Here is a 25,313-nt window from a genome sequence, read left to right on the forward strand (position 1 = left end):
GCCGTGCGGGTATTTGCACAAAATTCTGCCTGAGGTAAACCTGCTTTTGGTTTAAAGGGTAAAGACTACAATTCAACCGCTTTATCCGCTAATGCTTAAAAAAATTGCTTTCCTTTTTCTTTTCCTGAGTGTTGTAGGCTGTAACAGCAGAAGCCTGACCGATAGAGGGCTTGTTACAGAAAAGGCGATGGTGGTAACGGCGCATCCGCTTGCCTCTGAAGTAGGCGCAGAAATTCTCAGGCGCGGAGGTAATGCCATGGATGCGGCTGTTGCCGTGCAGTTTGCTTTGGCAGTAGTGTACCCCGATGCCGGAAACATTGGAGGGGGAGGTTTTCTGGTGTTGCGGCAACAGGACGGAAGTATAGATGCCCTTGATTACCGCGAAAGGGCACCTGCCGCAGCGCACCGCGACATGTACCTGGATAAAAATGGCAAAGTGCTGGAAAACCTCAGTTTTAAAGGGCACCTGGCGGCTGGTGTGCCCGGCACAGTTGATGGCATGGTACAGGCACACGCGAAGTATGGCAGTTTGCCCTGGCAAGAGCTGGTGCAGCCGGCAATAGAACTGGCCGCAAATGGTTTTGCGCTAACTCAAAAAGAAGCCAAAAAGCTTAACCAGCAACGGAAAGATTTTATCAAGTATAATCCCGTTAAACCAACTTTTATACTTCGAGATAAATGGCACGAAGGCGATACGCTGTACCTGAAACACCTGGCACAAACCCTTACCAGAATACGGGATAAGGGAAGGGCCGGCTTTTACGAAGGTACCACCGCCGACATGCTTGTGGCCGAAATGAAGCGCGGTGGCGGAATCATCAGTTATGAAGATCTGAAAGCATACCAGTCTGTGTGGCGGGCACCACTTACTGCCACCCTCCGTGACTATAAAGTGATAACCATGCCGCCGCCCTCCAGCGGAGGTGTAGCCCTGGTGCAGCTGCTTACTTTAGCTGAAGATTACCCTCTGAAAATCTGGGGATGGAATTCTTTACAAGCAGCGCATTTTATGATTGAGGCAGAGAGGCGGGTTTATGCGGACAGGGCAAAGCACCTCGGCGACCCGGCTTATTACAAGGTACCGCTGCAGGCGCTGCTCGACTCGGCTTATATAAAAAGCCGGATGAAGGATTTTTCGGAGAGTGAAGCTACAGACAGCGATGCTGTTTCTGCAGGTATTCCTGCACCGGCAGAAAGCCCCAACACAACGCACTATTCGATTGTAGACCCACAAGGCAATGCTGTTTCTGTTACCACCACGCTTAACAGCAGCTTTGGCGCTAAGGTGTTTGTGGCAGGCGCTGGTTTTCTGCTGAATAACGAGATGAATGACTTCAGTATAAAGCCTGGTTATCCGAACACCTACGGCTTAGTGGGCGGAGAAGCCAATGCCATTGCACCCGGCAAGCGCATGCTAAGCTCCATGACCCCCACCATTCTTGAAAAAGAGGGAGAACTATACATGGTAGTCGGTAGTATGGGAGGCTCTACCATTATCACTACGGTTTACCAGATCATACTTAATGTAACAGCGCATGGCCACAGCATGCAAGGAGCCATAAATGCAGGGCGCTTTCACCACCAATGGAAACCAGATTGGGTACTAACAGAGTGGGGTGCAGTAGGTGGAGTTACAGGCTTGAGGCTATGGCTTAAAGGTCATAAGCTGGTGCCTAAAACCGGCGGGATAGGCAGGGCAGCCGGAATTTTGGTTTTACCAGATGGCAAACTTGAAGGCGGAGCCGACCCCAGGGGGGACGATGCAGCGGCAGGTTTTTAAAAATGCAGCAGTTTTAGGCAGCGGCACCAGAAAATACGGTATTCGCCTCACCATTCGATCAGGTTAGTTAACTTTCAGTTTACTTTTTAACCAATCCAGGGCGTCCAGTTTTGTAGTAAAAAACTTTATCTCAAGCCCTTTTACCGTTACATCTTCGGCAAGAGGGCTGTCCGAGTCCGGTTTAAGCACATGGGCTAGATACTGCACCCCTGCATTGTATGCTTCTTCATCCCATTCTATTTTGGTTAGTTCGGCTAATATCTCTGTTGGTGCGCTGTAAAAATCCTGGACATCGTTTAAAATAGCGTTGCAGTTATGGTGCTTTACCATCTGCAATATGCTTGCTTTTACATCTTTTATACTTTCCTCAGGCGCTGTTCCTTTCCAGCTAACTCCAATCAAATTATACATCCTGCGGTGCCTCAGGGTACAGTACCTGCGGCCAAGGCTGTTTCTGAAGTGCATAAACTTGTGCTGCATCAGCTGTTTCTCTTAGGTTAAGTTATTGCTAAAGTATACGTTAGTAACGCTTCGTAACTAAAATAACAGTTCTTTTTGATAAGTGCAGCTTTCAGAAGCATAAAAGAGAAAATGGATGCTCGGGTTCAACCGATACAGGTTTATAAGTTCTGTAACAAAGCGCCATTAAACCGCTGCACCGCCGTTTGCGGCGGCTCTTGCTGCCTAAAGTATTAACTACCAGGATTGCTTTAACTGCAGTTTAAACAACTAGTATAAGTGCTTTAGAATAGTTTAATATGAATATATAAGTATTCTGAATAGTAATGATTTATGAAACTTTGAATGTGCAGTTCAGTATCTGTTTAGAAGTAAATCATGAGTGAATTTACCAAACCTTAACAGTATTTAAAGTTCAGTAGAAGCTCTCACAGATTTAGATGTTATGTCTTACAATAACTTGATAACAAACTTATGTTGGCAATGAACTATCGCGGGCCAAAGCGGGTCCGCATCGATCACAAACCCATGCCCGAGATTTTGCATCCAGAAGATGCAATCGTACGCGTAACTCGTTCCTGCATCTGCGGTTCAGACCTGCACTTGTATAATGGCAACGTTCCGGACACGCGGGTAGGGATGACCTTCGGGCATGAATTTACAGGAGAAGTAGTAGAAATAGGTGCTGAGGTTACGAAACTAAAAGTAGGCGACAATGTGCTGGTGCCATTTAATATAGCTTGCGGTAAATGTGCTTTTTGCCGCCAAGAACTGTACGGTAACTGCCACGAGGCAAACTCTCAGGCTACTGCGGTAGGTGGTATCTTCGGGTACTCGCATACTGCAGGGGGCTATAATGGTGGGCAGGCAGAGTATGTGCGTGTTCCTTACGCTAACGTAGGGCCTACCGTCATACCTGAGGGCATGGACCTGGATGATGCCGTGATGCTCACAGATGTGGTGCCAACAGGCTACCAGGCCGCCGAAATGGGTGGTATACAGAAAGGTGACACCGTTATGGTGTTTGGTGCTGGCCCGGTTGGTATTATGGCTGCGCGCTGCGCCTGGCTTTTTGGTGCAGGCCGCGTGATCATTATCGACCATGTAGAGTACCGACTGGAGTTTGCCAGGAATTACGCGCAATGCGAAGCATATAACTTCAACGAAATAGGCGACCCGGCAGTATTTGCCAAAAAGACAACCGACTCGTTGGGTGTTGATGTGTGTATAGACGCTGTAGGAGCTGAGGCAGCCGGTAATGCCATGCAGACCATAACCGGCAGAAAAATGCTGCTGCAGGCTGGCTCTGCCACAGCGTTGCATTGGGCTATCAACTGCGTAAAGAAAGGTGGTATTGTTTCTATTGTAGGTGTTTACGGGCCTACAGACAACCTCGTGCCAATTGGCAACGTGGTAAACAAGGGCATCACCATTCGGGCAAATCAGGCTTCTGTTAAGCGCTTGCTTCCTAGACTGATCAAGCACGTGCAGGACGGAGTGCTCGATCCGAAAGCGCTTATCACGCACCGCCTGCCACTAGAAGAAGTTGCCGAAGGCTATCGTCTTTTTGCAACGAAACTAGATAACTGCATCAAACCGGTTCTTATTCCACCATCAGCCAAACTTTAAAATTACAACACCATGGAAGATAACAGACCATTTGAAAATAACCGGGGTACAGACCCCACGCATATAAAAGGGTGGGGCATAGACGCAGATCCGAAAAATGATCCTACCTACCCCATGAAAAAACGCACCAACGAAGAACACAAAGGCTATACCTGGGAGAGGCCTACGCAGCAACCGATTAACATTGAAGTGCTGCACTCCATAGAGCGCCCAAACGTTACAGCCGTGTTCGGTACATCGGTGCCACCAAGCGGCCTTAGCGGTATGATCCGTCGCTTGGCCTTTAAGAAAAGCGAGAACGATTACGGGCATTGGCTCCCTTTGATACTTGCAGACCGCGTAAACGTGGTAGAAGGTATAATTGAGGACTTTGTGCAGGGTAAGTTCCCTAATATTTTAGGCGAAAAAGGGTATAAGGCAGACTTGCAGCACAACAAAACCGGGTTACTTGCACGGGTGGCAATAGTGGCTGGCATCACGGCCGCCATTGTAATGCTGGCCCGCAGAGACAGAGACTAAGCTTTAGCAGCAACAGAGTATGGTGTTGCGCTAGTAAGTAATAGTAGGAAATGCGCAGCAGAGGGTATGTTATGCCTTTTGCTGTGCATTTTTTGTGTATACAGGATTAGTTTACAAGTATAACAGGCAAGGCATTCTTTTCCGAGCAAAAGCATAAGCTACATAGGTGATGCATTGGAGTATCATCGTGAAGTTAATCGTTTACATGAAGTAGTTATACTACCTACTACTATCGCTGGGTATGCGTACTGCCTGCGGAGAAAATGATAAGTATAAACCCGAACTCAGTCTTATTGCCACTTTTATTGCAAAAGGAGTTTTGTTTACCGGGCCTGCGCGATAAGTATACCGTGGTGGTGCAGGAGTTTACTGGATTTTCTGTTGAAGCGAAGTATAAACTATAAAGCCTTAAGGCCCGCTTCCTGCATTAAGAGCAAAAAGCGGGCCTTAAGGCTTTATAATTTATTCGCCTGTACGCTCCAACCTGAAGAATCCCCTTGATATGGGTATCAGCATAATGCCAGCCAGAGCAAAGGCGACAAACGATATTTTAAGGTTAAAGGCATGTGCCAGGTAACCGATCATGGGGGGGGCAATAAGCATACCCACTATACCAAAAGTGGCAATGAGTGAGATGGCAAGCCCTGGTGAATATTTAGTGGATGCGCCTGCCAAAGTATAAGTCATGGGGATAACAGCGGCGGTGCCAAATCCAACCAATGCAAAGCCAACCATGGCAGGCCAGTAGCTAGGGAAAAGTATAGCCAGCATTATCCCGAAGAAAATAAGTAATGCACTTAGTAGGTAAGTTTTAGGCAAGCCCAGCTTCTCAATAACCCTATCCGACACAAACCTGGAAAGCGCCATAAAAAACATAAACACCAGGTAGCCAGCAGTAAACACTTCTTCTTTTATAACCTGCTGAAAGTAGATGCCACTCCAGTCGAACATGCCACCTTCGCAAACCGCTGCAAAGAACACAAGTAAACCCAGGTATAAAATGTAAGGGTCTGGCTTACCAAGCGCCAGTTTATTACCTGTAGTGGATTTGTCGTTGCGTAGCAGGTAACGGTAAAATATGAAAGCCACCAGCACCGTAACCGCCGACACCGACAGCAGATGCGCCACAATGCCAACATCTAATTTTATAAGCAGGGTTGTAACACCTACGCCCACAATACCGCCGGTGCTCCAGAGCCCGTGAAAAGAGCCATTAATTTTACGGATGTACTGCTTTTGCAGGGTAATGGCTTGCGTATTTACAGCGATGTTAAAAATGCGCATGCTTAACGAAAACAGGAACAGCGACATGATAAGTGTTAGGGTAGAGTTAGCTAAACCGATAAACGATAAGCAGATGGAGTTCATCAGAAACGCAACGGTTAAAGGCACGCGGGTCTCAAGTTTCGCCACCAGCCAACCAGATAATGGCAATCCAATTAACGAGCTCACCGGCATAGTAAGCAGGATGGTTCCCAGTTCGGCCTCGTTTAAATCCAGGGCTGTTTTAATTGTTGGAATGCGGGATGCCCAGCTGGAAAAATTAAAGCCGGATAAGAAAAAGAATATGCTGAGCGAAAGGCGCTGCTGATTTAGTAATTGCATTGATTTTAAAAATAAGCGCAAAGATGCGCATAAAATCTCTCTGCGAGCACATAAAATATGCCTCTTAGCTAGGATGAGCTTTAAATTTGGGGGTACACTTGCGATGCGAGCAGGCTATGCGAAGTTATACTGAAAGATAGCTTTGAGCGTGTTGCCTTACCCCGTGACAGGCATTTGTACCTGGCCTAGCGCATCAATTATGTTACGGGCAGTTTCAGGGTTGTACTGGCTGAGGATGTTGCGCTCGTTTACCATAAAAGCTGGAGCTGCCGGATCTGCATCAATGGTATAAGCTGCTTTCCCGGCATCCGCAGGCGTGGCATTGCCTATGCCATCCATCAGGGTTTTTGCACGGTGGTCAAAAGCAGTCCAGATGAGCCGCTCAACGTCTAGGCCATTTTCGAACTTATCCGGGAAACGCTGCTGTGCCTCTTCTTTTATAGCTTCCGGGTTAAGCGCATTTATGTTGCATATCTGTTCAAACAGCGCCAGGTGGTTGTCTTTTTGGTTATCCATTGCAATTGCTGATACGTTTGCCATACTTACGTACGCAAGTGCATTTATGGCGGAGACAAACAACCATTTTATAGATTTGGAAAACCTAAAAGACCGAGGCAAGGCAGTTTATCCTGAGCGATGGAATCAGCTGAAACGGAAAGTATAGCAGCAGACAGGGATAGGATAATAGCTAGTCCCAGAAATCATCTTCTTCCTCCTCCGGTGCTATATATTCGGTATCATCATTGAGGAGTTCACTTACAAATTGCTGCTGTGCTTCATCGTAAATCAGTTCGCCGCGTTGCAGAAACTTATTTGCGTCCAGCATCACTTCATAAATGGGTGTATGAATATGCTTGGGGATTTTGTAGAGGCGCGGGTCGCTTTTAGCAAAGGGAGTAGCAACTTTAGAACTGTATAGGTAGGGAATAAGGGTTTTGGAGCAGCTGATGGCGATGCGGTGCACCTCGTGTTCCTCAAAGTATGATTGCAGCCGCTCATTGATGTTTTCAAAGAACTCAACTGTTTCTCCGAGCCGCACCCTGGAGCCAGCCCTGGATTTTCCTTTCGTCTTGAGGTACTTTATCTGGCTTTTGCCCTGCTTTTTTCGCACCATGTACGACCGGAATACCTTATGATCCAGGTTCACGCCATCCTCGAAATACCCCAAAGCACAGTTGCCGGATTGTATCAGCAGAATCACGTAATTTACCACAGCATCGTCCTGCAACTGGCCTTCTGCTGAGTAGGAGAGCGTTAAGGGTAAACGGAAGAAAACTTGCTCATTCCCGGCTGCATCTAATAGCGCCAACCGGTGTTTCTCCTGGTCATATACTGTTTGTATGGGCAATGCCTGTACAGCACGAATCAGCTCCATTGAGCTTGACTTTGAGAGAAATCGGTTCATAGGTATAAGTATAAATTTAATTTGTCTCTGCGGTTAGCTGTACGGCTGGTGCCTGCAGGTACCGCGCGGCAGCGATAAGCTTTTTGCGTTTACAAGTTTAAACTGGCTGCCATGTTGCTGCCCCCTCGATTGGAAACCTACTTAGAAAAGAACTGCGAGGAGCCAGGTCGAGGTAAGGGTACGTTACCTTGGAAAGGTAGAGCCCCTGCGGGTAAGCCGGGCTGAGCGCTTTGGGTTTGTTCTCCGTGGCCAGGTAGCTTTCAAATTCATCCAGGCTAAGGGCGCCGGTTCCTACTTGCAGCAGCTTTCCTACTATAATCCGAATCATCCTGCTCAGGTAGCGGTTGGCAGAGATTTGAAATCGAAGTCTGTCGCCGTTTGTATCAGCCAGCCACCTGGCCTCTGTCACGTAGCAAATGGTGCTGTCATGTTCAGCGGGCGTGATGCAGAAGGACTTATAATCGTTGTACTGTGGGAGCAGGGTAGTAGCGGCTTTAAGTTGGTCAAAATTTAAATGCTGTAACAGATAAAGGGAACTGCCTGTGCTCAGAAACGGATCTTTGTAGGTATGAATAAAGTAGTCGTAGCTTCGCTTTACTGCATCAAACCTGGCGTGTGGCAGCCCTTGCATGGGCAGTATATCGTAAACTGCAATATCGGGTGGCAGTACTTTGTTTAGCCTGAAAAGCAGGTCAAAATCCCAGGGCTGCGCAACATCCAGGTGAAAAAAGAACTGACTTGCATGCACCTCCGCATCCGTTCTGCCACACCCCACAATCGATACCCGTTCCTTTAAAACCCGCTGCAGGCAATCCTCTATTGTTTGCTGTACATTTACCCCATACGGGTGGCGCTGCCAGCCTCTGTAGTTTGCCCCGTTGTACCCGATATGGAAAAAGTATCGCAATGCCTTGTTATTTTTTTAACCTGAAAATGATGCACAAGATACTACTTTCTACTGATCAGTTTAGCGCTGTGCAGCAGGTTAGGGTAAGTATAAACGTTTAGTTTTGCATTAGCGCCTGTTTTAGAAAGGGCGCAGTTTTACTATCGCTGCAGTTTGCCACTTCTGGAGGAGTGCCAGCCGCTACAACGGTACCGCCTTCTTCTCCGGCGCCCGGTCCGATATCGATTACCCAATCGCTACCAGCCACAACCCGCATCGTATGTTCTACAACAATTACCGTATTACCTGCCTCTACCAAATTATCCAGCTGAACCATCAGTTTTTCAACGTCGGCAGGGTGCAGGCCTGTGGTAGGCTCATCGAGTATGTACAGGGTATTGCCCCGCTGCGCCTTTTGCAGTTCAGTAGCCAGTTTGATGCGTTGTGCCTCACCACCTGATAGCTCTGTTGCTGGTTGCCCCAGCCTTAAATAGCCAAGCCCCACTTCCCGTAGAACGGTGAGCGCGCGCTGCACCTGCGGTTCTTCAGTAAAGAAGTCCCAGGCAGCATCAACAGTCATGGCCAATACATCTGCAATGTTTTTGTCGCGATAGGTTACTTCCAGGGTGCTGGCATTGTAACGTGCGCCATGGCACACAGGGCAGGGAGCATATACGCTTGGTAAAAACAGCAACTCCACCATCACAAAACCTTCGCCCTGGCAGTTTTCGCATCGGCCTTTAGCCATATTAAACGAAAAGCGCCCGGCGTCATACTTGCGGGCACGTGCCATAGGGGTAGCAGCAAAAAGCTTGCGTACATGGTCAAAGAGGCCGGTATACGTAGCCATGTTAGAGCGTGGCGTTCGGCCAATGGGCTTCTGGTCTACCCGAACAAGCCTTTTTATACTTTCTATACCTGCTGTTATCTGGCCACCTGTCTGCAGAGGGGCAGCCTTTTCAAGTTCCTCGCTTTCCTCATCCTCAGCAGGCATAGCATGGCCCAGGTAGTCGGCCACAAGTTCTACCAGCACCTGGCTAACCAAACTGGACTTTCCAGAACCCGAAACGCCGGTTACTGTTGTAAAAACACCCAACGGAAACGATACATCCAGGTTGTGCAGGTTATTTCGGGTGATGCCGGTTAAGTGTAGCCAGTTGACAGGCGTGCGTGGGGTGCGGGCAGGTAATGGGTTGCTGTTAAAGAGGTATGTTGCGGTCCGTGATTCGCTTACCTGCCGCAGGCCTTCCGGTGGGCCGCTGAAAAGAATGCTGCCGCCTTTCTCGCCAGCCTCAGGGCCTACATCAACCAGCCAGTCGGCATGCCTGATCACGTCCAGGTTATGCTCCACTACAAACAGGGAGTTACCTGCTTTTTTTAGCCCCTCAAGGGCTGTTAGCAAGGCCAGGGTATCGGAAGGGTGAAGTCCTGCAGACGGTTCATCAAGCACATACACTACTCCAAACAAATGGGAGTATAGCTGTGTGGCAAGTCGCAGCCTTTGCAACTCACCCGGCGACAGGGTAGGCGTGCTTCGCTCCAGGGATAAGTATCCAAGCCCTAAATTTAGGAGTACCTGTATGCGCGCCACCAGATCTTCGGCAATGCGTTGTGCCACTATGGTTTGTTCAGGATGCGCCGCCTCTTGATGCTCGTGCCCGGTAGCTGTGCCTTCTGCAAAAGGTTTAAGTATGGTTGCTACGCGTTTCAGAGGCAGGCGGGAGAGTTCTGTGATATCGTATCCGGCAAAGGTAACAGCCAAGGACTCAGGGCGGAGGCGCTTACCATGGCAGTTGGGGCAGTCGGTACTTAGCATATACTGCATTACCCGTTTTTTCATGAGCGGGCTGTTGGTATTGGCAAAAGTATGAAAGACGTGCCGCCGGGCGCTGGTGAAGGTACCCATGTAGTTTGGTTCTTCTTTCCTTTTCAGGGCGCGTTGCGTTTGTTCCGGGGTATAGCCCGGGTACACAGGCACTACAGGCTGCTCCTCCGTAAATAAAATCCAGTCCCTGTCTTTTTGAGGTAAGTCACGCCAGGGAATATCAACGTTATAGCCAAGTGTTACAAGTATATCGCGTTGGTTTTGCCCGCCCCAGGCTGTTGGCCAGGCGGCAATGGCGCGTTCGCGTATGGTTAAGGAGTCGTCGGGCACCATCGACTGTTCAGTTACATCATATACCCGCCCTAAGCCGTGGCAGGTAGGGCAGGCCCCTTCGGCGGTGTTCGGAGAAAACGCTTCGGCATAAATGATGGGCTGGTTTGGAGGATAATCGCCGGCACGGGAGTATAGCATGCGCACCAGGTTAGATAATGTGGTCACGCTGCCAACAGACGAGCGTGTGGTTGGCGTACCGCGTTGCTGCTGCAGCGCCACAGCGGGTGGCAGGCCTTCGATGGCATCAACCTCGGGCACGGCCATCTGGTGAAACAAGCGCCGGGCATAAGGCGACACCGACTCGAGGTAGCGACGCTGAGCTTCGGCGTAAAGGGTGCCAAAAGCAAGCGACGATTTGCCGGAACCCGATACACCCGTGAACACCACAAGTGCATCGCGCGGTATAGCCAGATCAATGTTTTTGAGGTTATGCTCCCGTGCACCGCGCACAGTTACAAAACCAGTCATGGGTTGCGGAGAAGTGTTTTCAGCAGTTTTGGCCATAATTATGTTGTACAGGGCCAGGCACCAAATATCTCTATACTTGGTGCGGCTAGGTAAAATTATACTTGCAGGGTACTCTTTTGAGACCCACAGCATAATTACTTAAACCTGTGCAAAGAGTTAGATTTAATTTTTGAAGTATACTTTAAATCCGTGATTATCCGTAAGTTATCCGGCTACTTCTTTCATAAACCGGATCAGACCTTCAAAATATGTTTTATTATCGTCGTACATGGCCATGTGGCTGCCATCGGGGCAATGCAGGTAGCGTCCATCCGGAAACTGGCTGGCCATCCACTTCATATGGGCTGGGTCCATGGTGTCGTGTTGGCCGCCGATAGTAAGCGTAGGCACTTTTATACTTGGCAGGTCTTTGGAACGGTCCCAGTTTTTGAGCGAAGCGTTGCCCCTGATGCCGAATTCGCTTGGCCCCTGCATCTGCATGTATACGGTTTGGTTCATGTGGTTAAACATCCTGTTCACGGGGTCTGGCCATTGCGCAACAGGCATCCGTAAAGCGTGCTTTGTGTAAAAATTGGGCAGCAGCAGTTCCATGTACCTCGGGTTTGTAAAATCATTGGCCTCTTCCAGCTGCTTTAACTCCGCTAATACCTCCGGGTCCATTTTGGGGCCAAGCACTTCGTCGGCATACTTGTTATATTCCGGCACACTCGCCATCATATTCGATATGATCAGGCCTTTAAGGTTTTGCTGGTATTTTAGCGCGTATTCCATTGCCAGTATGCCTCCCCAGGAGTGGCCCAGCAGGTAGAAGTTGCTCTTGTCTAGGCCTAATGCCTGCCGCACCTGCTCCACCTCTTCAACAAACCTCGGAATTTCCCACAGACTCGTATCTTCTGGCTGGTCGCTGCGATGAGAACCAAGCTGATCGTAGTAATAGTATTCAATGCCTTCTTTCGGAAGGTAACTGTCGAAACACTCAAAGGCTTCGTGGGTGCCGCCTGGTCCGCCATGTAGCAAAAGCAATTTTATACTTGGGTTATTGCCTACGCGCTTTGTCCATACTTTAAAATCTCCGCTCGGAGTAGCTATGTCAATCATGCGGGCTCCTCCGCTTAGTTCAACTTCTTTGCCGGAGTAATCAAAGTATTCTGACAGGGTTGGCGTATGGTTTCCAGTAGTGTCTGCAGTTGCTGGAGATAAGCGCATAACGGAACGAAATGATTTCATGGTTTTATCGTTTCAGGTGAGGGTATGAGATTTAATTGTACCTAAATATAAAAAAAGACAGGCAAAAACCACACAGTCTGTTTCGGCTTATACCTGGCAGGGCTTCCTGAGGTTATCAGCAAAGAGATAGATTTCTGCATCGTTTTATTTTGTAGCCGTTCCTTACAGTTGCAAAAGTATAAACAGCGTATACCCGCTTGCTTCGGTAAGTATAAATCGCCTTAGCAGCCAACCTTTGGTTTGGGCGATAGTTACAAGCTGTAACTATGGTGGTAATGATAGTATAAAGCAGGTGTGGGAACCGGATAAAAGCGCTAAACTGAGCGGGTTGATAGGTGGTATTTTAAGGAAACCCGGGGCAAAAATCAACTCCTTGTTTATACTTTTGCGTACGTACACAGGGAGCAGGAGGAGCTAAAGAGCAAGCCGTAAACAGCCGACCAAAACTGACAAGCATAAAAGCCCAAATGAAACGAAGGTTACTAGTATTGCTGCTACTATGCTCTTGCGCCACGCAACGCCAGGCCGAAAAATACTTTGATAAAAACCCCGAAGAACTGGCCGCTTATGTAGATAAAAACGAAGCCTACACGGAGGAATACGGAGAAACCTACGCTGCCAAACACTTCCCGCCCAGGCTGTATGCGCCTGCTATTTACAACCTATCGTCACTAAAGCCAAACAGGCTGATTGCAACTCAGGAGGGGGCTATGCCAGCAAGCAAAGCGCAGGAGCAGAGAATAGCCTATTGCCTGAACTGCCCGCCAACAATTGTAACCAAAACCGTTTACCTGCAGGACACCCTTGAGCTGGATTCCCTGCACCGGGAACTGGACATTGAGCGCATGGCAAACACAGTAATCCGGCAACGGCTACAAGACACCGCATCAGACCGAGATTACTGGAAGGAGATGAACCGAAAGAAATTCTGGACGCTTATCCTGATGGCCATTTTCGCCTTGCTATACATACTTTTTAAAATCCTGGCTTCCCGTGTTAAAGATACTGAAGTATAAGTTCTACCGGTAACCACTACTTTTACGAAACCTGCCGCACCTGCCTTTATAGTTTTTTCCTGCACAGATTCTCAGATTATACTTGCTTAGGCGCTGTAGTTTGAATGATGGTTTGAAAAGCCAAAATTTATACTTGGCTTTTAATTATTGAACCATAATAGGCGTTACATTAAAGCCAAACCAGCATGTAAACAAGCTGAAAGCAAAGTATAGGCTGGTGTATAAAGTATGGCTTAGCGCAATCGGGGAGGTTCTAAAATTGATAACCGTACTGCCCGTGCATCGTTTATAAAGAAAGTTAATTTATAGATAACCTAAACCAAAAGCTATGGACAGACGAGACAACGATCGCTATGATCGAAACGATTACGGCAGCTACGAAGGCTACAGAAACGATGAACATTATCATGGGGCACGCAATTTAACAGATAAGTTTGAGCGCGATTTCCAGCGTGAAAGAGGCTATACAGATTACGGCCGCAGCGGTAATATACCCCGCTCTTACCACGAAGGCGATATGGGAGATGCCTACGAACGGTACAGCAGGCAGGGCCGTGGCAGTTACCGCAGCAGCCAACCAGATTACCAGCAAAACGACCGGGACCGCAACCGAAACTATTCTGATGATTTTAGTCAGGAGCGCAACCGGTACAGCAACTACCAGGACGACTACAGGAGCTACCAGGGCATGGGCAACCGCGACAGGGACAGCGGCCAGGATATGCGCGGCAACATTCGTCGGGGGTATGGCATTTCGAGTTTTGATGGCACCTCAGACCGCTATAACACCTTAGGCAGTAGCCAAAACAGAGGCAGCTCAGAAGGTGATCAGGCTTATTACGCAGGCAACAGGGATGGTTTCAGAAGCTCCCGATTTGGTGGCGGCATGGGCGAATCCTCGACACACTCTGACCGTGGCATTCCGAACTATGGCACACGCAATTTTGCAGATAACTACGGAACCGGAATGGGCAGTACCTATGGCGGCACAAACTACGGCGGCGGCACCGGCTACGAAAGCGATCATCGCGGCGGCTCGTTCGGCAACAGCACCTATGGCAGTTCATCGGGAAACTACGGTGGCTCGGGTGCTATGGGGGGTGGTACTTACGGCGGCAGAAGCAGCAGCGGCAGAGGAGATACCTCACACAACTCTGATAGAGGCACCACAGAATTAGGTGGCTTTTAACGTAAGCTAAACAAAACAGAAACAACCGTTGCCTTTGAGCAGCGGCTGTTTCTGTTTCATGGCTACTTCTACGTGCCAGCCTCAAGTATAAACCGGCACAAGCCTTACCTGAAAACTTTAAAGAAAGTATAAGCCCCTGAACTACCCGTGCTATCCATCGGGAATCTTTGAAATGATGCTTGTAACGTAAACGGCACTCGATGGTGAAGCGAACATTTACATACTTTGACTTGCGCGAGGTAACCCTGCATGTAGCAATGGCAGGTGAGGCGGAGGGAGAGCTTGTATTGTTTCTGCATGGCTTTCCGGAGTTTTGGTTTGGCTGGCAAAAGCAGCTGGACTTTTTTGCTGCGCAGGGTTACATGGCAGTTGCACCAGACCAGCGGGGCTACAACCTTAGCAGCAAGCCGCAGGCGGTGGAGGAGTATACCCTGGAAAAACTTACCGAAGATATTGTTGGTCTAATAGCAGCTTTAGGTAAAGAAAAAGTAGTGCTGGTGGGGCACGATTGGGGTGGCGTGGTAGCCTGGTCTGTGGCAATGCATTTCCCGGACCTGCTGCATAAACTCATAATCCTGAACATGCCGCACCCTATCGTTATGCTGCAGCACCTCCGGAACAACCCACGGCAAATGCTCCGAAGCTGGTATACCGCCTTTTTTCAAGTGCCCGTATTACCTGAGCAAGCGGCGAAGGTGCTAAACTACACGATGCTCGAAAAAAGTATGACGGGCACCGCAAACGCAAACGCTTTTTCTGAAGAAGAGCTTGCTACCTACAAAGAAGCCTGGAAGCAGCCGGGAGCTATAACCAGCATGATTAACTGGTACAGGGCTTTTAAGCACACGCATCTCAACCTGAGGCGTAAAATCAACCTGCCTACCCTTATGCTCTGGGGCATGAAAGATACAGCGCTGGGTGCTGAAATGGCTGAACCAAGTATAAGCCTGTGCCCGCAGGGCAAACTTATTTTTCTGGACGAGGCAAGCCATTGGCTGCACCACGAGCAACCCGACAAAGTAAACCAGGAAATACTTGCCTTTCTGCGCGAGTCTGAACCTTAACTGCACGCTTATAACGTGGCGTGACTACTTCGTATGACATCTTCATACTTGTGCAAATTCCCTAACTGGTGACACCTTAAAAAGGCTCTTCCAGCCATAGCTTGCGTGCCACACCCAATCCCACAGCGTTTCCACGGCCACCGCCGCGCAACAAAATAGCTACGTTCTGCCCTTGGCGTAATTCGCTCAGGCTGATATGTTGGCCTTTGCTGTCGAGCATTTGGGTAGTGGGCAGCACCAGCACATACGCCCTGGTATAGCGGGAATCCGGTGTTGTAGAAAAGCCCTCCACCTCCAGCATTACCTGCCCCTGGTCATACCTGCTTTGTATGATGCTGCCCCGTATATCCACCCGTTCGGGAGCCATACTTCTGTAAGCGCTTGTAACGGTATCGGAGGAGGCAGCTGGTGTAGTACTGGCCTGGCAGCCGCTCAACCACAGGCCTGCCGCCAAACACAATGCTGCCGTAAGTTTTCTGATGTAAGTTGGTTTCATACTTAACGTGTATACTTTTTTGTTTGTAACGGAGGCAAACAGGTGCAGGATTTATTTGTTACTCTTCAGCCTGTAAGCTGCACCCTTCATGTTCGCTGAAAACTAACCGGGGAACTATAAACCTGCTTACTGTGCAGCGAGTACGCTCATCGTGGATAGTAATAAATCTGTGAACCAGCGCCCAGCATCCGGTGGAATAAAGTATGCTTACAGTTGAGGCGCTATCACCCGAAAAACCGGCATTCCCTACAACTAAGCCTGAAAAGCGCTAACTTGCACTTTAACAAAAACTGACCATACTTCTCGCATGGCAAACCAGGCTACTTTATAAAGCGAGGTTTCAAATAAATACGATGCAAAAATCTAAGAAACTTAAAAACGTAACTATAGCCCAGGTCTTCAAGACTATTATCTGGCCGCGCAAGAAATACCTTGGCATAGGGCTGGTGCTCATCATCATCAGCAGGCTGGCCGGGCTTGTATTGCCGGGTGCAAGTAAGTTTCTGATAGACGATGTGATACCGAACGGCGACAGCACCATGCTGAAGTGGCTTATCGGGGCGGTGCTGGTGGCCATCATCATCCAGTCCATTACATCGTTTGCCCTTACCCAGATACTCAGCGTGGAGGCACAGCACCTGATTTCGCAGCTGCGGGCCAAAGTACAAAGGCACATCATGCAGTTGCCTATCCGCTTCTTCGATAACACCAAAACCGGTGAGTTGGTGTCGCGCATCATGACGGATGTAGAAGGCGTGCGGAACCTGGTAGGAACTGGCTTTGCACAGATGATCGGCGGGGTACTTACGTCGCTTATCTGCCTGGTGCTGCTTATTTACATCAGCCCTTTAATGACGGGTTTTGTGCTTATACCGGTGGCAATTTTCGGGATCATCTCGACAAAGGCTTTTGGTAAGATCAGGCCCATTTTCAGGGAGCGCGGGGTGATTAATGCCGAAGTAACTGGCAGGCTGACTGAAACCCTGGGAGGCGTACGCGTGATAAAAGGTTTTAACGCCGAAGAGCAGGAGATAAAAACGTTTGAGGCCGGCGTAAACCGGCTTTTCCTGAATGTGAAGCAGAGCCTGGTAACAACAAGTATGGTAACCAGCGCGGCTACCTTGCTCTTGGGGTTTGCCTCGGCCGGCATTATGGGGATAGGGGGTTACCTGATTATGAACGATGAGCTGACCTTTGGCGATTTCCTGGCCTTTACGTTATACCTGGGTTTCATGATTGCGCCTATCCTGCAGATGAGCAATATCGGGAGCCAGTTTACCGAGGCCTTCGCAGGCCTGGACCGCACGCAGGAAATCCTGAACACGCCCCTCGAAGACGAGTACGGAAGCCGCACCTTACAGCTGAATCCCTTGCATGGGGCCATTGTTTTTGATAAAGTAGCTTTTGCCTACGAAAGCGGGAAGGACGTAGTGAAGGAGATCAGTTTTACAGCGCCTGCCGGTTCTGTTACCGCCCTGGTAGGTACATCCGGTTCCGGTAAAACAACAATAGCGGGTCTTGCTGCATCTTTCCTAAACCCCGACAGCGGCCTGATCACAGTAGATGGCCACGACCTGCAGACCATCAGTTTGCAAAGCTACAGAAGCCAGTTGGGTGTTGTGTTGCAGGATGATTTTTTGTTTGAAGGCAGTATCCGGAACAACATTCTTTTTCCGAGGCCGCACGCAACGGAGGCGCAGCTGATGCAGGCCGTGCAGGCAGCGCACGTGCAGGAGTTTACCGACCGCTTTCCGGACGGGCTGGATACCTTGATCGGGGAGCGGGGCGTAAAATTATCAGGAGGGCAGCGGCAGCGCATCGCCATTGCGCGGGCCATACTTGCCGACCCGCGCATCCTTATACTTGACGAAGCCACCTCGAACCTCGACACCGAAAGCGAAAGTTTAATCCAAGCCAGCCTTAAAACCCTGATGCAGGGCCGCACTACCTTCGTGATCGCACACCGCCTGAGCACGATACGTCAGGCCGACCAGATTCTGGTAATAGAGCAGGGCCACATTGCCGAGCAGGGAAAACACGAAGAGCTCCTGGAAAAGAAAGGACGGTACTACCAGTTGTATACTTACCAGGCCCGCATATAAGCGGAACAGGCTTTTGTTAAGGAATAAGGGCGCAGCACAGGCATGACTTTATACTTTACCGGAGCCATACTTTGGCCTTGCAGCTGCCAATGGGGCTTAACTTTTACCACCTGGTTTGAGTAGGATAGAAGTATAAAACACAAGCAATGGAACAGGAAAAACAACTGCGGGAGCAAGTAGTAACGCTGCTCCGGGGTGGCCAGGCTTTCCGGACGCGGGCAGAGTTGCTGGAGGGAATCTCTGTAGAAGATGCCGGTAAAAAAGTGAAAGGGCTCCCTTATACGATCTGGCAATTACTCGGGCACCTGCGCTTTGCCCAACACGACATACTGGACTTTTGCTGTAACCCCAATTACCAGGAACCTAACTGGCCCGACGACTACTGGCCCCAGGAAACTGCTCCCGAAAACGAAGCCCATTTGCACCGCACCATCGACGCCCTGGCCACCGACCTGGAAGAAATGATACAACTGGTACAGGACCCCAAGAACGATCTTTTAAAACCGTTTGCGCATGGCAGCGGGCAAACGCTGTTGCGCGAAGCTACCCTGGTAGCCGAACACAATGCTTACCACCTGGGCCAGGTAGTGGTGCTGCGGAGGCTGCTCCATACTTTCTAAAAGCTGCTAAGGGCAGAGGGTTTATCGCAGGATATCCGTTAACATTTCTTTTGTTAAAGGTTTGGTGATGAAGCCGGCAACTGCAAAGTCCTCCGCTGTCTGTTTGTCTCTGGGGTGCAAGGAACTGCTGCAGATATAAACTTTTGTTTCGCTTAGGTCCAGGTGGGTTTCGCTTTCCAGGGCCTTCAGAAATCCGAAACCATCCAGTACGGGCATTTTAATATCGAGCAGAATAATAGCTGGCATTTTACCGCCTTGTGCAGCCAGGTCCTTCAACGCTGATAAGGCAACTAAACCGTTCTGGGCCGTTATGATCTTATCACAAGCGTTTGCCTGGCGCAGTAGCCTTTTAGAGATAAAGCACCAGTTTTCATCATCATCAACCACCAGGATAGTGTTTACCTGGCGATATTTGGCGGGTTCAGTTTCTGTCATGTATAAGCTGCTTGTTAGCCGTAAAGCGTGGTAAATAGAACAGGAGTGCTTTTTTGCTAAATGGATAACTCACATAGCAGACTTAAAGTATAATTTAAACTCAGAACCTTTTCCTTCGGTGCTTGTAACCTCAATTTTGCCGCCTGCGTTCTCCAGGATGCGCTTTACCATGTATAGCCCGACACCTGTGCCCTCCACATGGTCATGAAACCTTTTAAACATGGTAAACAGCTGCTCCTGCTGGCTCTCATTTACGCCCATGCCATTGTCTTTTATACTTAGTACAACATAAGGTTCTTCCAGTCGGGTGGATAGCGTGATCATGCATCCCCGGTCCGGGTGCTGAAACTTAACAGCGTTACTGATCATGTTAAACAGGATGCTCCGGAAATTTTTGCGGGAAAACTTAAGCTGGTGCACCTCCAGGTTGGTATGTATCGAACAGGTTTTAAGGCCCGCCGGTATGGCCAGGTCGGCTACAATATCATCGTATACGTCCTGTATGTTGATGATATCGTCTGCGGCGCTTTCGGTAAACCCTTTCTGCATTCTGCTGATCTCAGTCAGGTCGGCGATGGTGCGTTTAAAGCGGTCTACGGAATCTACTACCCGTTTCAGCAGTTCTTCTGTATCTTCATTCAGCGCATCCGCCGCAGTAAGCTCATCCTTCAGAAACACCATTAAACCCTCAATGTTCGTGATCGGGGACCGGAGATCATGCGAGGCTGTGTAAATAAAGTTGTCGAGGTCGAGGTTGATGCGCTTCAGTTCGGTGTTTTTATTTTCGAGGGCGCTTTGCTGCCGTTCGGCCAGCTGGTCCTGCAACTTTTTCTGTTCAGTTCGCCGGTTATCTTTGTATAGCCAATGTGTTTCCCATCGGCATATATAGTCGTAAGCTTTACTGAAGCCCAGAACAAGGAGCCGTCTTTACGCCTGCGCCAGTTTTTTGCCTCATATACGCCATCTTTCAAAGCCAACTTGAGCTCTTGTTCCGGTAGCCCCGCTTTCTGGTACTCCTCCGGAAACAGCATGCCATAATATTCGCCAATAAACTCGTCTGCTTCATACCCCTTCAGGTTTTGTACGCCCATATTCCAGGTGGTAATAATACCTGTTGTATCCATCGCGAATATGGCATAATCTTTTATTTGCTCAATAAAATAAGAGTTGATCTCTTCCGGGGTATGCTGTGGGGCCAGGGTAATAAAAGTTTATCTACCGTTTACTCTTTTACGATAGCCCAGGTTGTGGCATTCCTGGGGTACTTTTGTTCAGACAAACAAGGATATTTAGAGCGAGACCTCCCGGATACGTATACATGCGGCTACCGCTAAGGCTGGCTTTTAATGCATACCTCTATACTTGTAAAGCCTCGACTGTAAACGTTACAGATAGTGCTCGTTTAAATTGACAACCCTGGGGCAGCGGGAAGGCTTACACTTACAGCGCAACTTATACTGAAGATACAGCGCGTAGAATAGCGCAGGCCCTGTAAGATGCTGCCAACGGAAGGGTACATTCAAATCAAACAAACATCAAAGGTTTTAAGGTATAACAACCCCATATACAGTATGTTACCATGTAAATAAATCAAAAATAAATAATGCAACCGAATAATTGCACGTATATTAGCAAACAAACGGTTGCATATTTTAATCCAGCGATGAGAAGAGACGTTTTCCAGGCGATAGCAGACCCTACCCGAAGGGCCATTATTGGTTTAATTGCCTTGCAGGCTATGACGCCGAATGCTATAGCCGAACATTTTGACACCAGCAGGCAGGCTGTTTCAAAGCACTTACAGATACTTGTGGAATGCCAGCTTGTAAAACAGGAACAACAGGGGCGCGAAATTTACTACCAGCTGGAAGTTACTAAAATGAAAGAAATAGACAACTGGCTGGAACAGTTCCGGAGAATCTGGGAAGACCGCTTCAACCAACTCGACACGATATTTTCTAACATAAAACAAAATAAGCCATGAAACACGACCTTGCATTCGAGTTCTCTGTGAACAAAGAAAACAACACGATCACCGTTAAAAGAGAGTTTGCAGCAGAGCTCCCGCTTGTGTGGGATGCTTACACAAAAAGCGAGATCCTGGACCAATGGTGGGCGCCTAAACCCTGGAAAGCCCGCACCAAAACGATGGACTTCAGGGAAGGTGGCTACTGGCACTATGCCATGGTTGGCCCCGAAGGCGAAGAGCATTGGGCATTGGCGAATTACAAGACCATTGACCCTAAAAGGCGCTTTACCGCAATGGATGGTTTTGCAAATGCCGAAGGCGTGGTAAACACACAAATGCCGCAATCAGATTGGGAGGTAAGCTTTACACCCAAAGAGGAGGTTACCTTAGTAGAGAACCTGATCACATTCGATGACCTGTCACAACTCGAAACCACCATCCAGATGGGCTTTAAAGAAGGCCTGACTGCGGCCATGGAAAATCTCGATCAACTATTGGCTGCTCAGAAACAGGAGGCCTAAGGGCTGTAAGCTGCAGAAAACATACTATAAAAGCGGGGCTAGTGCATAAACTTGTAGCCCCGCTTTTAATACTTTATAGTATTCATTCATCGTCTTCTAGTGTGTTCTTGTTGCTAATACTGATACTCTGAAAACATCAGCTACAAGCTCGCGCAAGCGGGTGCTGAAATTTAATACTTTAAAATTTTAATATTCATAATTATATATTTGTGTATAATTGAAGAAAAATAATTACTGTATTTATAAAATGTAATGGATAATAAGCTTAGGCTGTTTAAATCTCAACCAGGTTTAGCTAAGAAGTTTTACCTTTTAGAATATTTTTATATTGTTCTCAAGAGTTTCGATAAGTATAGTAGTAAGACTCAAGCATTTGAAGAGTTTAGGGTTTTAAAGGATAAATTTCAGCTTGGAGAATCAAAATATAAGAAACTCACTCTCGATGAAAGTATTAGTTTTTCACCCCAGCAATTGAATAGGTATCATTATACTTTTGATCAAGTTCTGATAGAAGCAATAAATTATGATCTAATAAGAGAAACTAAAAGTCACTATACCATTTCTGAAAAAGGTAGATATGCTTTAGGTGAATTCGTGAAGTCAAACCTTCACTTTTATAACTATCTACTGAAGTTAATGGAGTCGCATACATATGCTTTTTATGAATTAGTTAGCCTTTGCTATAAAGAGAATAAGAATAAAAATGGTTTAATGATTTTTCCAGTCTATTCGCCATTAAAGTTAGGCTTTGAGAAACCTAAAATGACTACGAATAGCCATATTTTAGATTACATAAAATCGTTAACTATAAGACTTCAAGATGATATAGTTAAATATTTAAGTAAAAGAAAAAGCTTACGTGAAGCAGAGGAAAAACTTATTTCAGAATTGACAAACTTGTCATTAATTGGACTAGATAAGAATGATAAATTTGAACACAATAAGTTTAATGAAACAATAACAAAAATTAGAAACTACTGGCTTAATTATTTTCTTAAACAAATATACAAGTATGAATACTCTTTTGATACATTCAATATTTGGGTTGAAAGAGCAAAACAAATAGGCATCATACATACTTCAGACTTTTTTCCTGGTGTAAGTGGTAGGATTGTATATCCAACATCAATAATTATTAATAAAATAAGAAGTAATGACTTCGTATGTGCATTTGATTATCCTAATGACGAAAAATTGTACATTCATAAACCAAATTGGAATAAAGAAGAGAATCAGGACCAGTTTGTTAAATTGCTCAGCGAAGCATATTATGATATAAAAACAATACAAAGAAGCCATTTTGTAAGCTTGCCTGATATTAGAGAGAAAGTATGTTATCGTATGAGAATTGCTAGTTATATATTTAATGACTTCCTTGAGAAAGCATATTTGATGAGCTTAAAAGGAAGCACACGGGTTCAGATAGCTCTGGAAGCAGACCGTTTACCTTATGAGACAAATGCAATGTATCTAAAACGAGAACCTGTACTTGTGAATGGTAAATATAAAAATATTATTGCTATTGATTTCAGTAGATAAATTATGAAGAACTTACTAAAAAAGCCTAAATCACCAGTTTTACAGACATTAAGTCGGTATGAAAAATACAATCTTAAAGAAAATCCATTTCCTACCAACCCATCTGTAAATAAAGAAAATACTGACAGTAGATATAATGGGGAAATTTTTGAAAGCAGAATAAGAGACGAAGAATTTGAGAAAGTAAAGAAATACTTTTTAAATGTTCCCCAATCAGATCCAAATCATCAGAGAATAGGCTACATACTAGATACATCTTATATAGGAAGAGGAAATGGCAAATCTTCATTTTGCCTTAATTTACTTAAGAAGATAAATAAAGAATATAGCCTTGATTTATCTAATGATGTAAACAAGTGTTTTGGAATTTATATAAGCCCTGAGCCTAGTGGTAGAACACGCACATTCTATAGTGTGCTGGACTTATTCTTTGAGTCTGTGCTTAATTCTAACATAATAAACTACTGTTTAGCTACCTTAAGGCTCCAAGCTATACTCGAATTGTATCCTGACAAAGAGCAAATATTTGAAGAAATAGAAGATGAAGCAATAGTGGTTAAATTGTTAAATGATGCAGAATGGTACAATAATAATTCTATTGAAATTAATAAAGTAACTAATAAGATACTTAAAGGAGATGCTCTAGTTTCTATACCTAGAGAATTTCCCCTTTATAAAGATTTGAATAATTATAATGCAAATTTTATAATCACTCAACAAAACTTTAAAGACTATTATAAAAGCCTCAAAGTTGGAAGAGAAAGACTAGAGTTCATTTTTACACATTTAGTAAACTTTTTTATAGGATGTGGCTTTAATGGCGCCTATGTGATTATTGATGATTTTGAAAGAATTCCAGACTTTCAAAGTGATAGGCAAAAAAGGGAATTTGCCTTAGAACTTAGATCAAATTTTTTTGATGGTATTTCTACTAATGCTAAGGTTGGATTTTATAATCTAATTCTTGTATTACACGCTGGCGTCCAACGACTATTAGAAAAAGCTTGGAGTGATACTGGGATGGAACAGAGAAGTCCCATCTCTACTATTAATAATAACGCAAACCATGTTATTTATTTTAACAAATTAGAAGGCAAGGATGCATTGTTACTAGTACAAAAGTATTTATCAGAATATAGATTAACGGAAACTAATTCAGAAGATTATACGCCTTTTACAAAAGAAGCTATTTTAAGAATCGCAGAATTAGCCGAGTTGAATGCAGCTGGGATACTTAGAAGAGCTAGCCATTTATTAGATAAAGCTAGTGAAGTGGATAGAGATGTTATAGATGAATTATTTGTAAATGAAATAAATGAAGTGGTTACAAGTGCTGATTCATCATTAATACAAAATATAAAAGACGAAGAGACAACTAATCTTTGGGATAAAGCGCAGCAAGAATAGTCAATTATGAAATATTATTTTCTTAGAAAGGATGAGTTTAAGCAACTGATAGAAAATAGATTATTCAACAAAAATTATCCTGTGGATCACGAACTTTTAGAAGAAGTTATCAATAGTACTTGTAACTATTGGGATGTGGAGATTGTTGGATTTAATTACTTCTTTTCTAAAATTTTAGAAACATACTTGAAGAAATCATATGCTTGTGCTGATATTATTGATTTCGTTTATGGTTTAAGTGATGAAATGTATTTCTCTAGACAAGAATTTGATTCGGACTTTATTCATTTACTAATGACAAAACATCCACGTAATGCGAATTCAAGCTTAGAAGAAGATTTACTTCAAGCTGTTTGTTTTTACTATGAAAAATAAAATTGTCCTTGATACAAATTCCCTTATTTCGTATTTCTCACACATATTCAATGTTCCTAAGACAATTTCAAAATCAGGCTTAGATATTATTGATAAAGCTATCAATCATTCTAAGTTTAATTTGATTATTCCGAGCATAGTTTTTGTGGAAATATTTCATAAATGGTTTAAAGATGCAGAGCTGGCTGCAGAAATTAGACTTGAGATTTATGAGTTAATTAGGGGAAAGGATAATATAGCAATTTTAGAAATTGATAAAGAAGTTCTAGAGAAATTTATTATAATTGATAATATCCAATTCAATTTTGACAATCATGATAAAATCATTTTAGCAACAGCTATGGTACATAATTGTCCTTTAATAACTTCTGATTCAAGGATTAGAATATATAATGAATCTAATAATGTTATACCTGCTATTATTAGTTAATATAAAATAAATAA

The 25,313-nt window shown here is 46.0% G+C and carries 26 protein-coding genes; 15 read left to right on the forward strand and 11 right to left on the reverse strand.

Annotated features, from left to right (window positions below; genetic code table 11):
* Positions 1 to 91 precede the first annotated feature (91 nt).
* Complete coding sequence (ggt, locus tag Q1A23_RS15225) at positions 92 to 1,780, forward strand: gamma-glutamyltransferase (protein ID WP_299824805.1); 1,689 nt, start codon at positions 92 to 94, stop codon at positions 1,778 to 1,780.
* Between the two features lie 63 nt (positions 1,781 to 1,843).
* Here the strand turns inward: ggt and Q1A23_RS15230 are convergent, their stop codons facing one another.
* Positions 1,844 to 2,260: a hypothetical protein gene (locus Q1A23_RS15230; RefSeq protein WP_299824807.1), complete on the reverse strand. Its 417-nt coding sequence runs from the start codon at positions 2,258 to 2,260 to the stop codon at positions 1,844 to 1,846.
* A 453-nt stretch (positions 2,261 to 2,713) separates the two neighbouring features.
* Between Q1A23_RS15230 and Q1A23_RS15235 the strand changes: the two genes are divergently transcribed.
* The 3 genes from Q1A23_RS15235 to Q1A23_RS15245 all read left to right on the forward strand — a co-directional run bounded on the left by Q1A23_RS15235 (position 2,714) and on the right by Q1A23_RS15245 (position 4,791).
* The gene (locus Q1A23_RS15235; protein ID WP_299824809.1) at positions 2,714 to 3,868 is read left to right on the forward strand and encodes a zinc-dependent alcohol dehydrogenase; all 1,155 of its coding nucleotides are present in this window, start codon (positions 2,714 to 2,716) and stop codon (positions 3,866 to 3,868) included.
* A 12-nt stretch (positions 3,869 to 3,880) separates the two neighbouring features.
* The gene (locus Q1A23_RS15240) at positions 3,881 to 4,387 is read left to right on the forward strand and encodes a hypothetical protein (RefSeq protein WP_299824810.1); all 507 of its coding nucleotides are present in this window, start codon (positions 3,881 to 3,883) and stop codon (positions 4,385 to 4,387) included.
* A gap of 263 nt (positions 4,388 to 4,650) precedes the next feature.
* On the forward strand, positions 4,651 to 4,791 hold the full coding sequence (locus tag Q1A23_RS15245) for a hypothetical protein (RefSeq protein WP_299824812.1): 141 nt from the start codon (positions 4,651 to 4,653) through the stop codon (positions 4,789 to 4,791).
* A 58-nt stretch (positions 4,792 to 4,849) separates the two neighbouring features.
* Here Q1A23_RS15245 and Q1A23_RS15250 read toward each other — a convergent pair whose 3' ends face one another.
* The 6 genes from Q1A23_RS15250 to Q1A23_RS15275 form a co-directional block, all read right to left on the reverse strand.
* A complete protein-coding gene (locus Q1A23_RS15250; protein ID WP_299824813.1) occupies positions 4,850 to 5,992 on the reverse strand; it encodes an MFS transporter in 1,143 nt (380 codons plus the stop codon).
* Between the two features lie 156 nt (positions 5,993 to 6,148).
* The gene (locus tag Q1A23_RS15255; protein ID WP_299824815.1) at positions 6,149 to 6,532 is read right to left on the reverse strand and encodes a hypothetical protein; all 384 of its coding nucleotides are present in this window, start codon (positions 6,530 to 6,532) and stop codon (positions 6,149 to 6,151) included.
* Between the two features lie 148 nt (positions 6,533 to 6,680).
* On the reverse strand, positions 6,681 to 7,397 hold the full coding sequence (locus Q1A23_RS15260) for a hypothetical protein (protein ID WP_299824816.1): 717 nt from the start codon (positions 7,395 to 7,397) through the stop codon (positions 6,681 to 6,683).
* Between the two features lie 97 nt (positions 7,398 to 7,494).
* Positions 7,495 to 8,304, reverse strand: coding sequence for a tRNA pseudouridine synthase A (locus tag Q1A23_RS15265; protein ID WP_299824818.1), 810 nt, complete (start codon positions 8,302 to 8,304; stop codon positions 7,495 to 7,497).
* A gap of 97 nt (positions 8,305 to 8,401) precedes the next feature.
* Positions 8,402 to 10,945: an excinuclease ABC subunit UvrA gene (gene uvrA / locus Q1A23_RS15270; protein WP_299824899.1), complete on the reverse strand. Its 2,544-nt coding sequence runs from the start codon at positions 10,943 to 10,945 to the stop codon at positions 8,402 to 8,404.
* 168 nt (positions 10,946 to 11,113) lie between these two features.
* On the reverse strand, positions 11,114 to 12,136 hold the full coding sequence (locus Q1A23_RS15275) for a proline iminopeptidase-family hydrolase (protein WP_299824820.1): 1,023 nt from the start codon (positions 12,134 to 12,136) through the stop codon (positions 11,114 to 11,116).
* Positions 12,137 to 12,603: 467 nt separating this feature from the next.
* Here Q1A23_RS15275 and Q1A23_RS15280 point away from each other — a divergent pair, with 467 nt between their 5' ends.
* From Q1A23_RS15280 to Q1A23_RS15290, 3 genes are all read left to right on the forward strand, one after another.
* Positions 12,604 to 13,152: a hypothetical protein gene (locus tag Q1A23_RS15280; protein WP_299824822.1), complete on the forward strand. Its 549-nt coding sequence runs from the start codon at positions 12,604 to 12,606 to the stop codon at positions 13,150 to 13,152.
* 328 nt (positions 13,153 to 13,480) lie between these two features.
* The gene (locus tag Q1A23_RS15285; protein WP_299824824.1) at positions 13,481 to 14,341 is read left to right on the forward strand and encodes a hypothetical protein; all 861 of its coding nucleotides are present in this window, start codon (positions 13,481 to 13,483) and stop codon (positions 14,339 to 14,341) included.
* Positions 14,342 to 14,541: 200 nt separating this feature from the next.
* On the forward strand, positions 14,542 to 15,405 hold the full coding sequence (locus Q1A23_RS15290; protein WP_299824826.1) for an alpha/beta hydrolase: 864 nt from the start codon (positions 14,542 to 14,544) through the stop codon (positions 15,403 to 15,405).
* Positions 15,406 to 15,481: 76 nt separating this feature from the next.
* Here Q1A23_RS15290 and Q1A23_RS15295 read toward each other — a convergent pair whose 3' ends face one another.
* Positions 15,482 to 15,901 (reverse strand): hypothetical protein, encoded by a 420-nt coding sequence (locus tag Q1A23_RS15295; protein WP_299824828.1) that lies wholly within the window; start codon positions 15,899 to 15,901, stop codon positions 15,482 to 15,484.
* Between the two features lie 353 nt (positions 15,902 to 16,254).
* Here Q1A23_RS15295 and Q1A23_RS15300 point away from each other — a divergent pair, with 353 nt between their 5' ends.
* Both Q1A23_RS15300 and Q1A23_RS15305 read left to right on the forward strand, forming a co-directional pair.
* Entirely contained in the window at positions 16,255 to 18,003 is a 1,749-nt protein-coding gene (locus Q1A23_RS15300) for an ABC transporter ATP-binding protein (protein ID WP_299824829.1), read from the forward strand.
* A gap of 146 nt (positions 18,004 to 18,149) precedes the next feature.
* Positions 18,150 to 18,623, forward strand: a complete 474-nt coding sequence (locus tag Q1A23_RS15305; RefSeq protein ID WP_299824831.1) for a DinB family protein — start codon at positions 18,150 to 18,152, stop codon at positions 18,621 to 18,623.
* Positions 18,624 to 18,644: 21 nt separating this feature from the next.
* On the opposite strand, the gene Q1A23_RS15310 is transcribed toward Q1A23_RS15305, so the two are convergent.
* The 3 genes from Q1A23_RS15310 to Q1A23_RS15320 all read right to left on the reverse strand — a co-directional run bounded on the left by Q1A23_RS15310 (position 18,645) and on the right by Q1A23_RS15320 (position 20,182).
* Positions 18,645 to 19,058, reverse strand: a complete 414-nt coding sequence (locus Q1A23_RS15310; protein WP_299824833.1) for a response regulator — start codon at positions 19,056 to 19,058, stop codon at positions 18,645 to 18,647.
* Positions 19,059 to 19,127: 69 nt separating this feature from the next.
* Positions 19,128 to 19,883 (reverse strand): HAMP domain-containing sensor histidine kinase, encoded by a 756-nt coding sequence (locus Q1A23_RS15315; RefSeq protein WP_299824835.1) that lies wholly within the window; start codon positions 19,881 to 19,883, stop codon positions 19,128 to 19,130.
* Complete coding sequence (locus Q1A23_RS15320; protein ID WP_299824837.1) at positions 19,823 to 20,182, reverse strand: PAS domain S-box protein; 360 nt, start codon at positions 20,180 to 20,182, stop codon at positions 19,823 to 19,825. The genes Q1A23_RS15315 and Q1A23_RS15320 overlap by 61 nt, the downstream gene beginning before the upstream one ends.
* Before the next feature lie 539 nt (positions 20,183 to 20,721).
* Between Q1A23_RS15320 and Q1A23_RS15325 the strand changes: the two genes are divergently transcribed.
* The 6 genes from Q1A23_RS15325 to Q1A23_RS15350 all read left to right on the forward strand — a co-directional run bounded on the left by Q1A23_RS15325 (position 20,722) and on the right by Q1A23_RS15350 (position 25,299).
* Positions 20,722 to 21,042 (forward strand): metalloregulator ArsR/SmtB family transcription factor, encoded by a 321-nt coding sequence (locus Q1A23_RS15325; protein ID WP_299824838.1) that lies wholly within the window; start codon positions 20,722 to 20,724, stop codon positions 21,040 to 21,042.
* Positions 21,039 to 21,548, forward strand: a complete 510-nt coding sequence (locus Q1A23_RS15330; RefSeq protein ID WP_299824840.1) for an SRPBCC domain-containing protein — start codon at positions 21,039 to 21,041, stop codon at positions 21,546 to 21,548. The genes Q1A23_RS15325 and Q1A23_RS15330 overlap by 4 nt, the downstream gene beginning before the upstream one ends.
* A 252-nt stretch (positions 21,549 to 21,800) precedes the next feature.
* Positions 21,801 to 23,087, forward strand: coding sequence for a hypothetical protein (locus Q1A23_RS15335; RefSeq protein WP_299824842.1), 1,287 nt, complete (start codon positions 21,801 to 21,803; stop codon positions 23,085 to 23,087).
* 3 nt (positions 23,088 to 23,090) lie between these two features.
* On the forward strand, positions 23,091 to 24,494 hold the full coding sequence (locus Q1A23_RS15340; RefSeq protein ID WP_299824844.1) for a hypothetical protein: 1,404 nt from the start codon (positions 23,091 to 23,093) through the stop codon (positions 24,492 to 24,494).
* A gap of 6 nt (positions 24,495 to 24,500) precedes the next feature.
* Positions 24,501 to 24,869 (forward strand): hypothetical protein, encoded by a 369-nt coding sequence (locus Q1A23_RS15345; protein ID WP_299824845.1) that lies wholly within the window; start codon positions 24,501 to 24,503, stop codon positions 24,867 to 24,869.
* Positions 24,859 to 25,299, forward strand: coding sequence for a PIN domain-containing protein (locus Q1A23_RS15350; RefSeq protein WP_299824846.1), 441 nt, complete (start codon positions 24,859 to 24,861; stop codon positions 25,297 to 25,299). The genes Q1A23_RS15345 and Q1A23_RS15350 overlap by 11 nt, the downstream gene beginning before the upstream one ends.
* Positions 25,300 to 25,313 lie beyond the last annotated feature (14 nt).

Origin of the sequence: uncultured Pontibacter sp. (genome assembly GCF_947492645.1) — a bacterium.
Taxonomy (GTDB): domain Bacteria; phylum Bacteroidota; class Bacteroidia; order Cytophagales; family Hymenobacteraceae; genus Pontibacter.

What these genes read in the sequence shown, in the direction of transcription:
- Q1A23_RS15275 (WP_299824820.1), bottom strand. Translation starts at nt 12,136, where the DNA reads ATGAAATCATTTCGTTCCGTTATGCGCTTATCTCCAGCAACTGCAGAC.
- Q1A23_RS15230 (WP_299824807.1), bottom strand. Translation starts at nt 2,260, where the DNA reads ATGCAGCACAAGTTTATGCACTTCAGAAACAGCCTTGGCCGCAGGTAC.
- Q1A23_RS15325 (WP_299824838.1), top strand. Translation starts at nt 20,722, where the DNA reads ATGAGAAGAGACGTTTTCCAGGCGATAGCAGACCCTACCCGAAGGGCC.
- uvrA (WP_299824899.1), bottom strand. Translation starts at nt 10,945, where the DNA reads ATGGCCAAAACTGCTGAAAACACTTCTCCGCAACCCATGACTGGTTTT.
- Q1A23_RS15340 (WP_299824844.1), top strand. Translation starts at nt 23,091, where the DNA reads ATGAAGAACTTACTAAAAAAGCCTAAATCACCAGTTTTACAGACATTA.
- Q1A23_RS15350 (WP_299824846.1), top strand. Translation starts at nt 24,859, where the DNA reads ATGAAAAATAAAATTGTCCTTGATACAAATTCCCTTATTTCGTATTTC.
- Q1A23_RS15345 (WP_299824845.1), top strand. Translation starts at nt 24,501, where the DNA reads ATGAAATATTATTTTCTTAGAAAGGATGAGTTTAAGCAACTGATAGAA.
- ggt (WP_299824805.1), top strand. Translation starts at nt 92, where the DNA reads ATGCTTAAAAAAATTGCTTTCCTTTTTCTTTTCCTGAGTGTTGTAGGC.
- Q1A23_RS15255 (WP_299824815.1), bottom strand. Translation starts at nt 6,532, where the DNA reads ATGGCAAACGTATCAGCAATTGCAATGGATAACCAAAAAGACAACCAC.
- Q1A23_RS15260 (WP_299824816.1), bottom strand. Translation starts at nt 7,397, where the DNA reads ATGAACCGATTTCTCTCAAAGTCAAGCTCAATGGAGCTGATTCGTGCT.
- Q1A23_RS15320 (WP_299824837.1), bottom strand. Translation starts at nt 20,182, where the DNA reads ATGGATACAACAGGTATTATTACCACCTGGAATATGGGCGTACAAAAC.
- Q1A23_RS15240 (WP_299824810.1), top strand. Translation starts at nt 3,881, where the DNA reads ATGGAAGATAACAGACCATTTGAAAATAACCGGGGTACAGACCCCACG.
- Q1A23_RS15335 (WP_299824842.1), top strand. Translation starts at nt 21,801, where the DNA reads ATGGATAATAAGCTTAGGCTGTTTAAATCTCAACCAGGTTTAGCTAAG.
- Q1A23_RS15330 (WP_299824840.1), top strand. Translation starts at nt 21,039, where the DNA reads ATGAAACACGACCTTGCATTCGAGTTCTCTGTGAACAAAGAAAACAAC.
- Q1A23_RS15305 (WP_299824831.1), top strand. Translation starts at nt 18,150, where the DNA reads ATGGAACAGGAAAAACAACTGCGGGAGCAAGTAGTAACGCTGCTCCGG.
- Q1A23_RS15280 (WP_299824822.1), top strand. Translation starts at nt 12,604, where the DNA reads ATGAAACGAAGGTTACTAGTATTGCTGCTACTATGCTCTTGCGCCACG.
- Q1A23_RS15290 (WP_299824826.1), top strand. Translation starts at nt 14,542, where the DNA reads ATGGTGAAGCGAACATTTACATACTTTGACTTGCGCGAGGTAACCCTG.
- Q1A23_RS15235 (WP_299824809.1), top strand. Translation starts at nt 2,714, where the DNA reads ATGTTGGCAATGAACTATCGCGGGCCAAAGCGGGTCCGCATCGATCAC.
- Q1A23_RS15310 (WP_299824833.1), bottom strand. Translation starts at nt 19,058, where the DNA reads ATGACAGAAACTGAACCCGCCAAATATCGCCAGGTAAACACTATCCTG.
- Q1A23_RS15300 (WP_299824829.1), top strand. Translation starts at nt 16,255, where the DNA reads ATGCAAAAATCTAAGAAACTTAAAAACGTAACTATAGCCCAGGTCTTC.
- Q1A23_RS15285 (WP_299824824.1), top strand. Translation starts at nt 13,481, where the DNA reads ATGGACAGACGAGACAACGATCGCTATGATCGAAACGATTACGGCAGC.
- Q1A23_RS15295 (WP_299824828.1), bottom strand. Translation starts at nt 15,901, where the DNA reads ATGAAACCAACTTACATCAGAAAACTTACGGCAGCATTGTGTTTGGCG.
- Q1A23_RS15245 (WP_299824812.1), top strand. Translation starts at nt 4,651, where the DNA reads ATGATAAGTATAAACCCGAACTCAGTCTTATTGCCACTTTTATTGCAA.
- Q1A23_RS15250 (WP_299824813.1), bottom strand. Translation starts at nt 5,992, where the DNA reads ATGCAATTACTAAATCAGCAGCGCCTTTCGCTCAGCATATTCTTTTTC.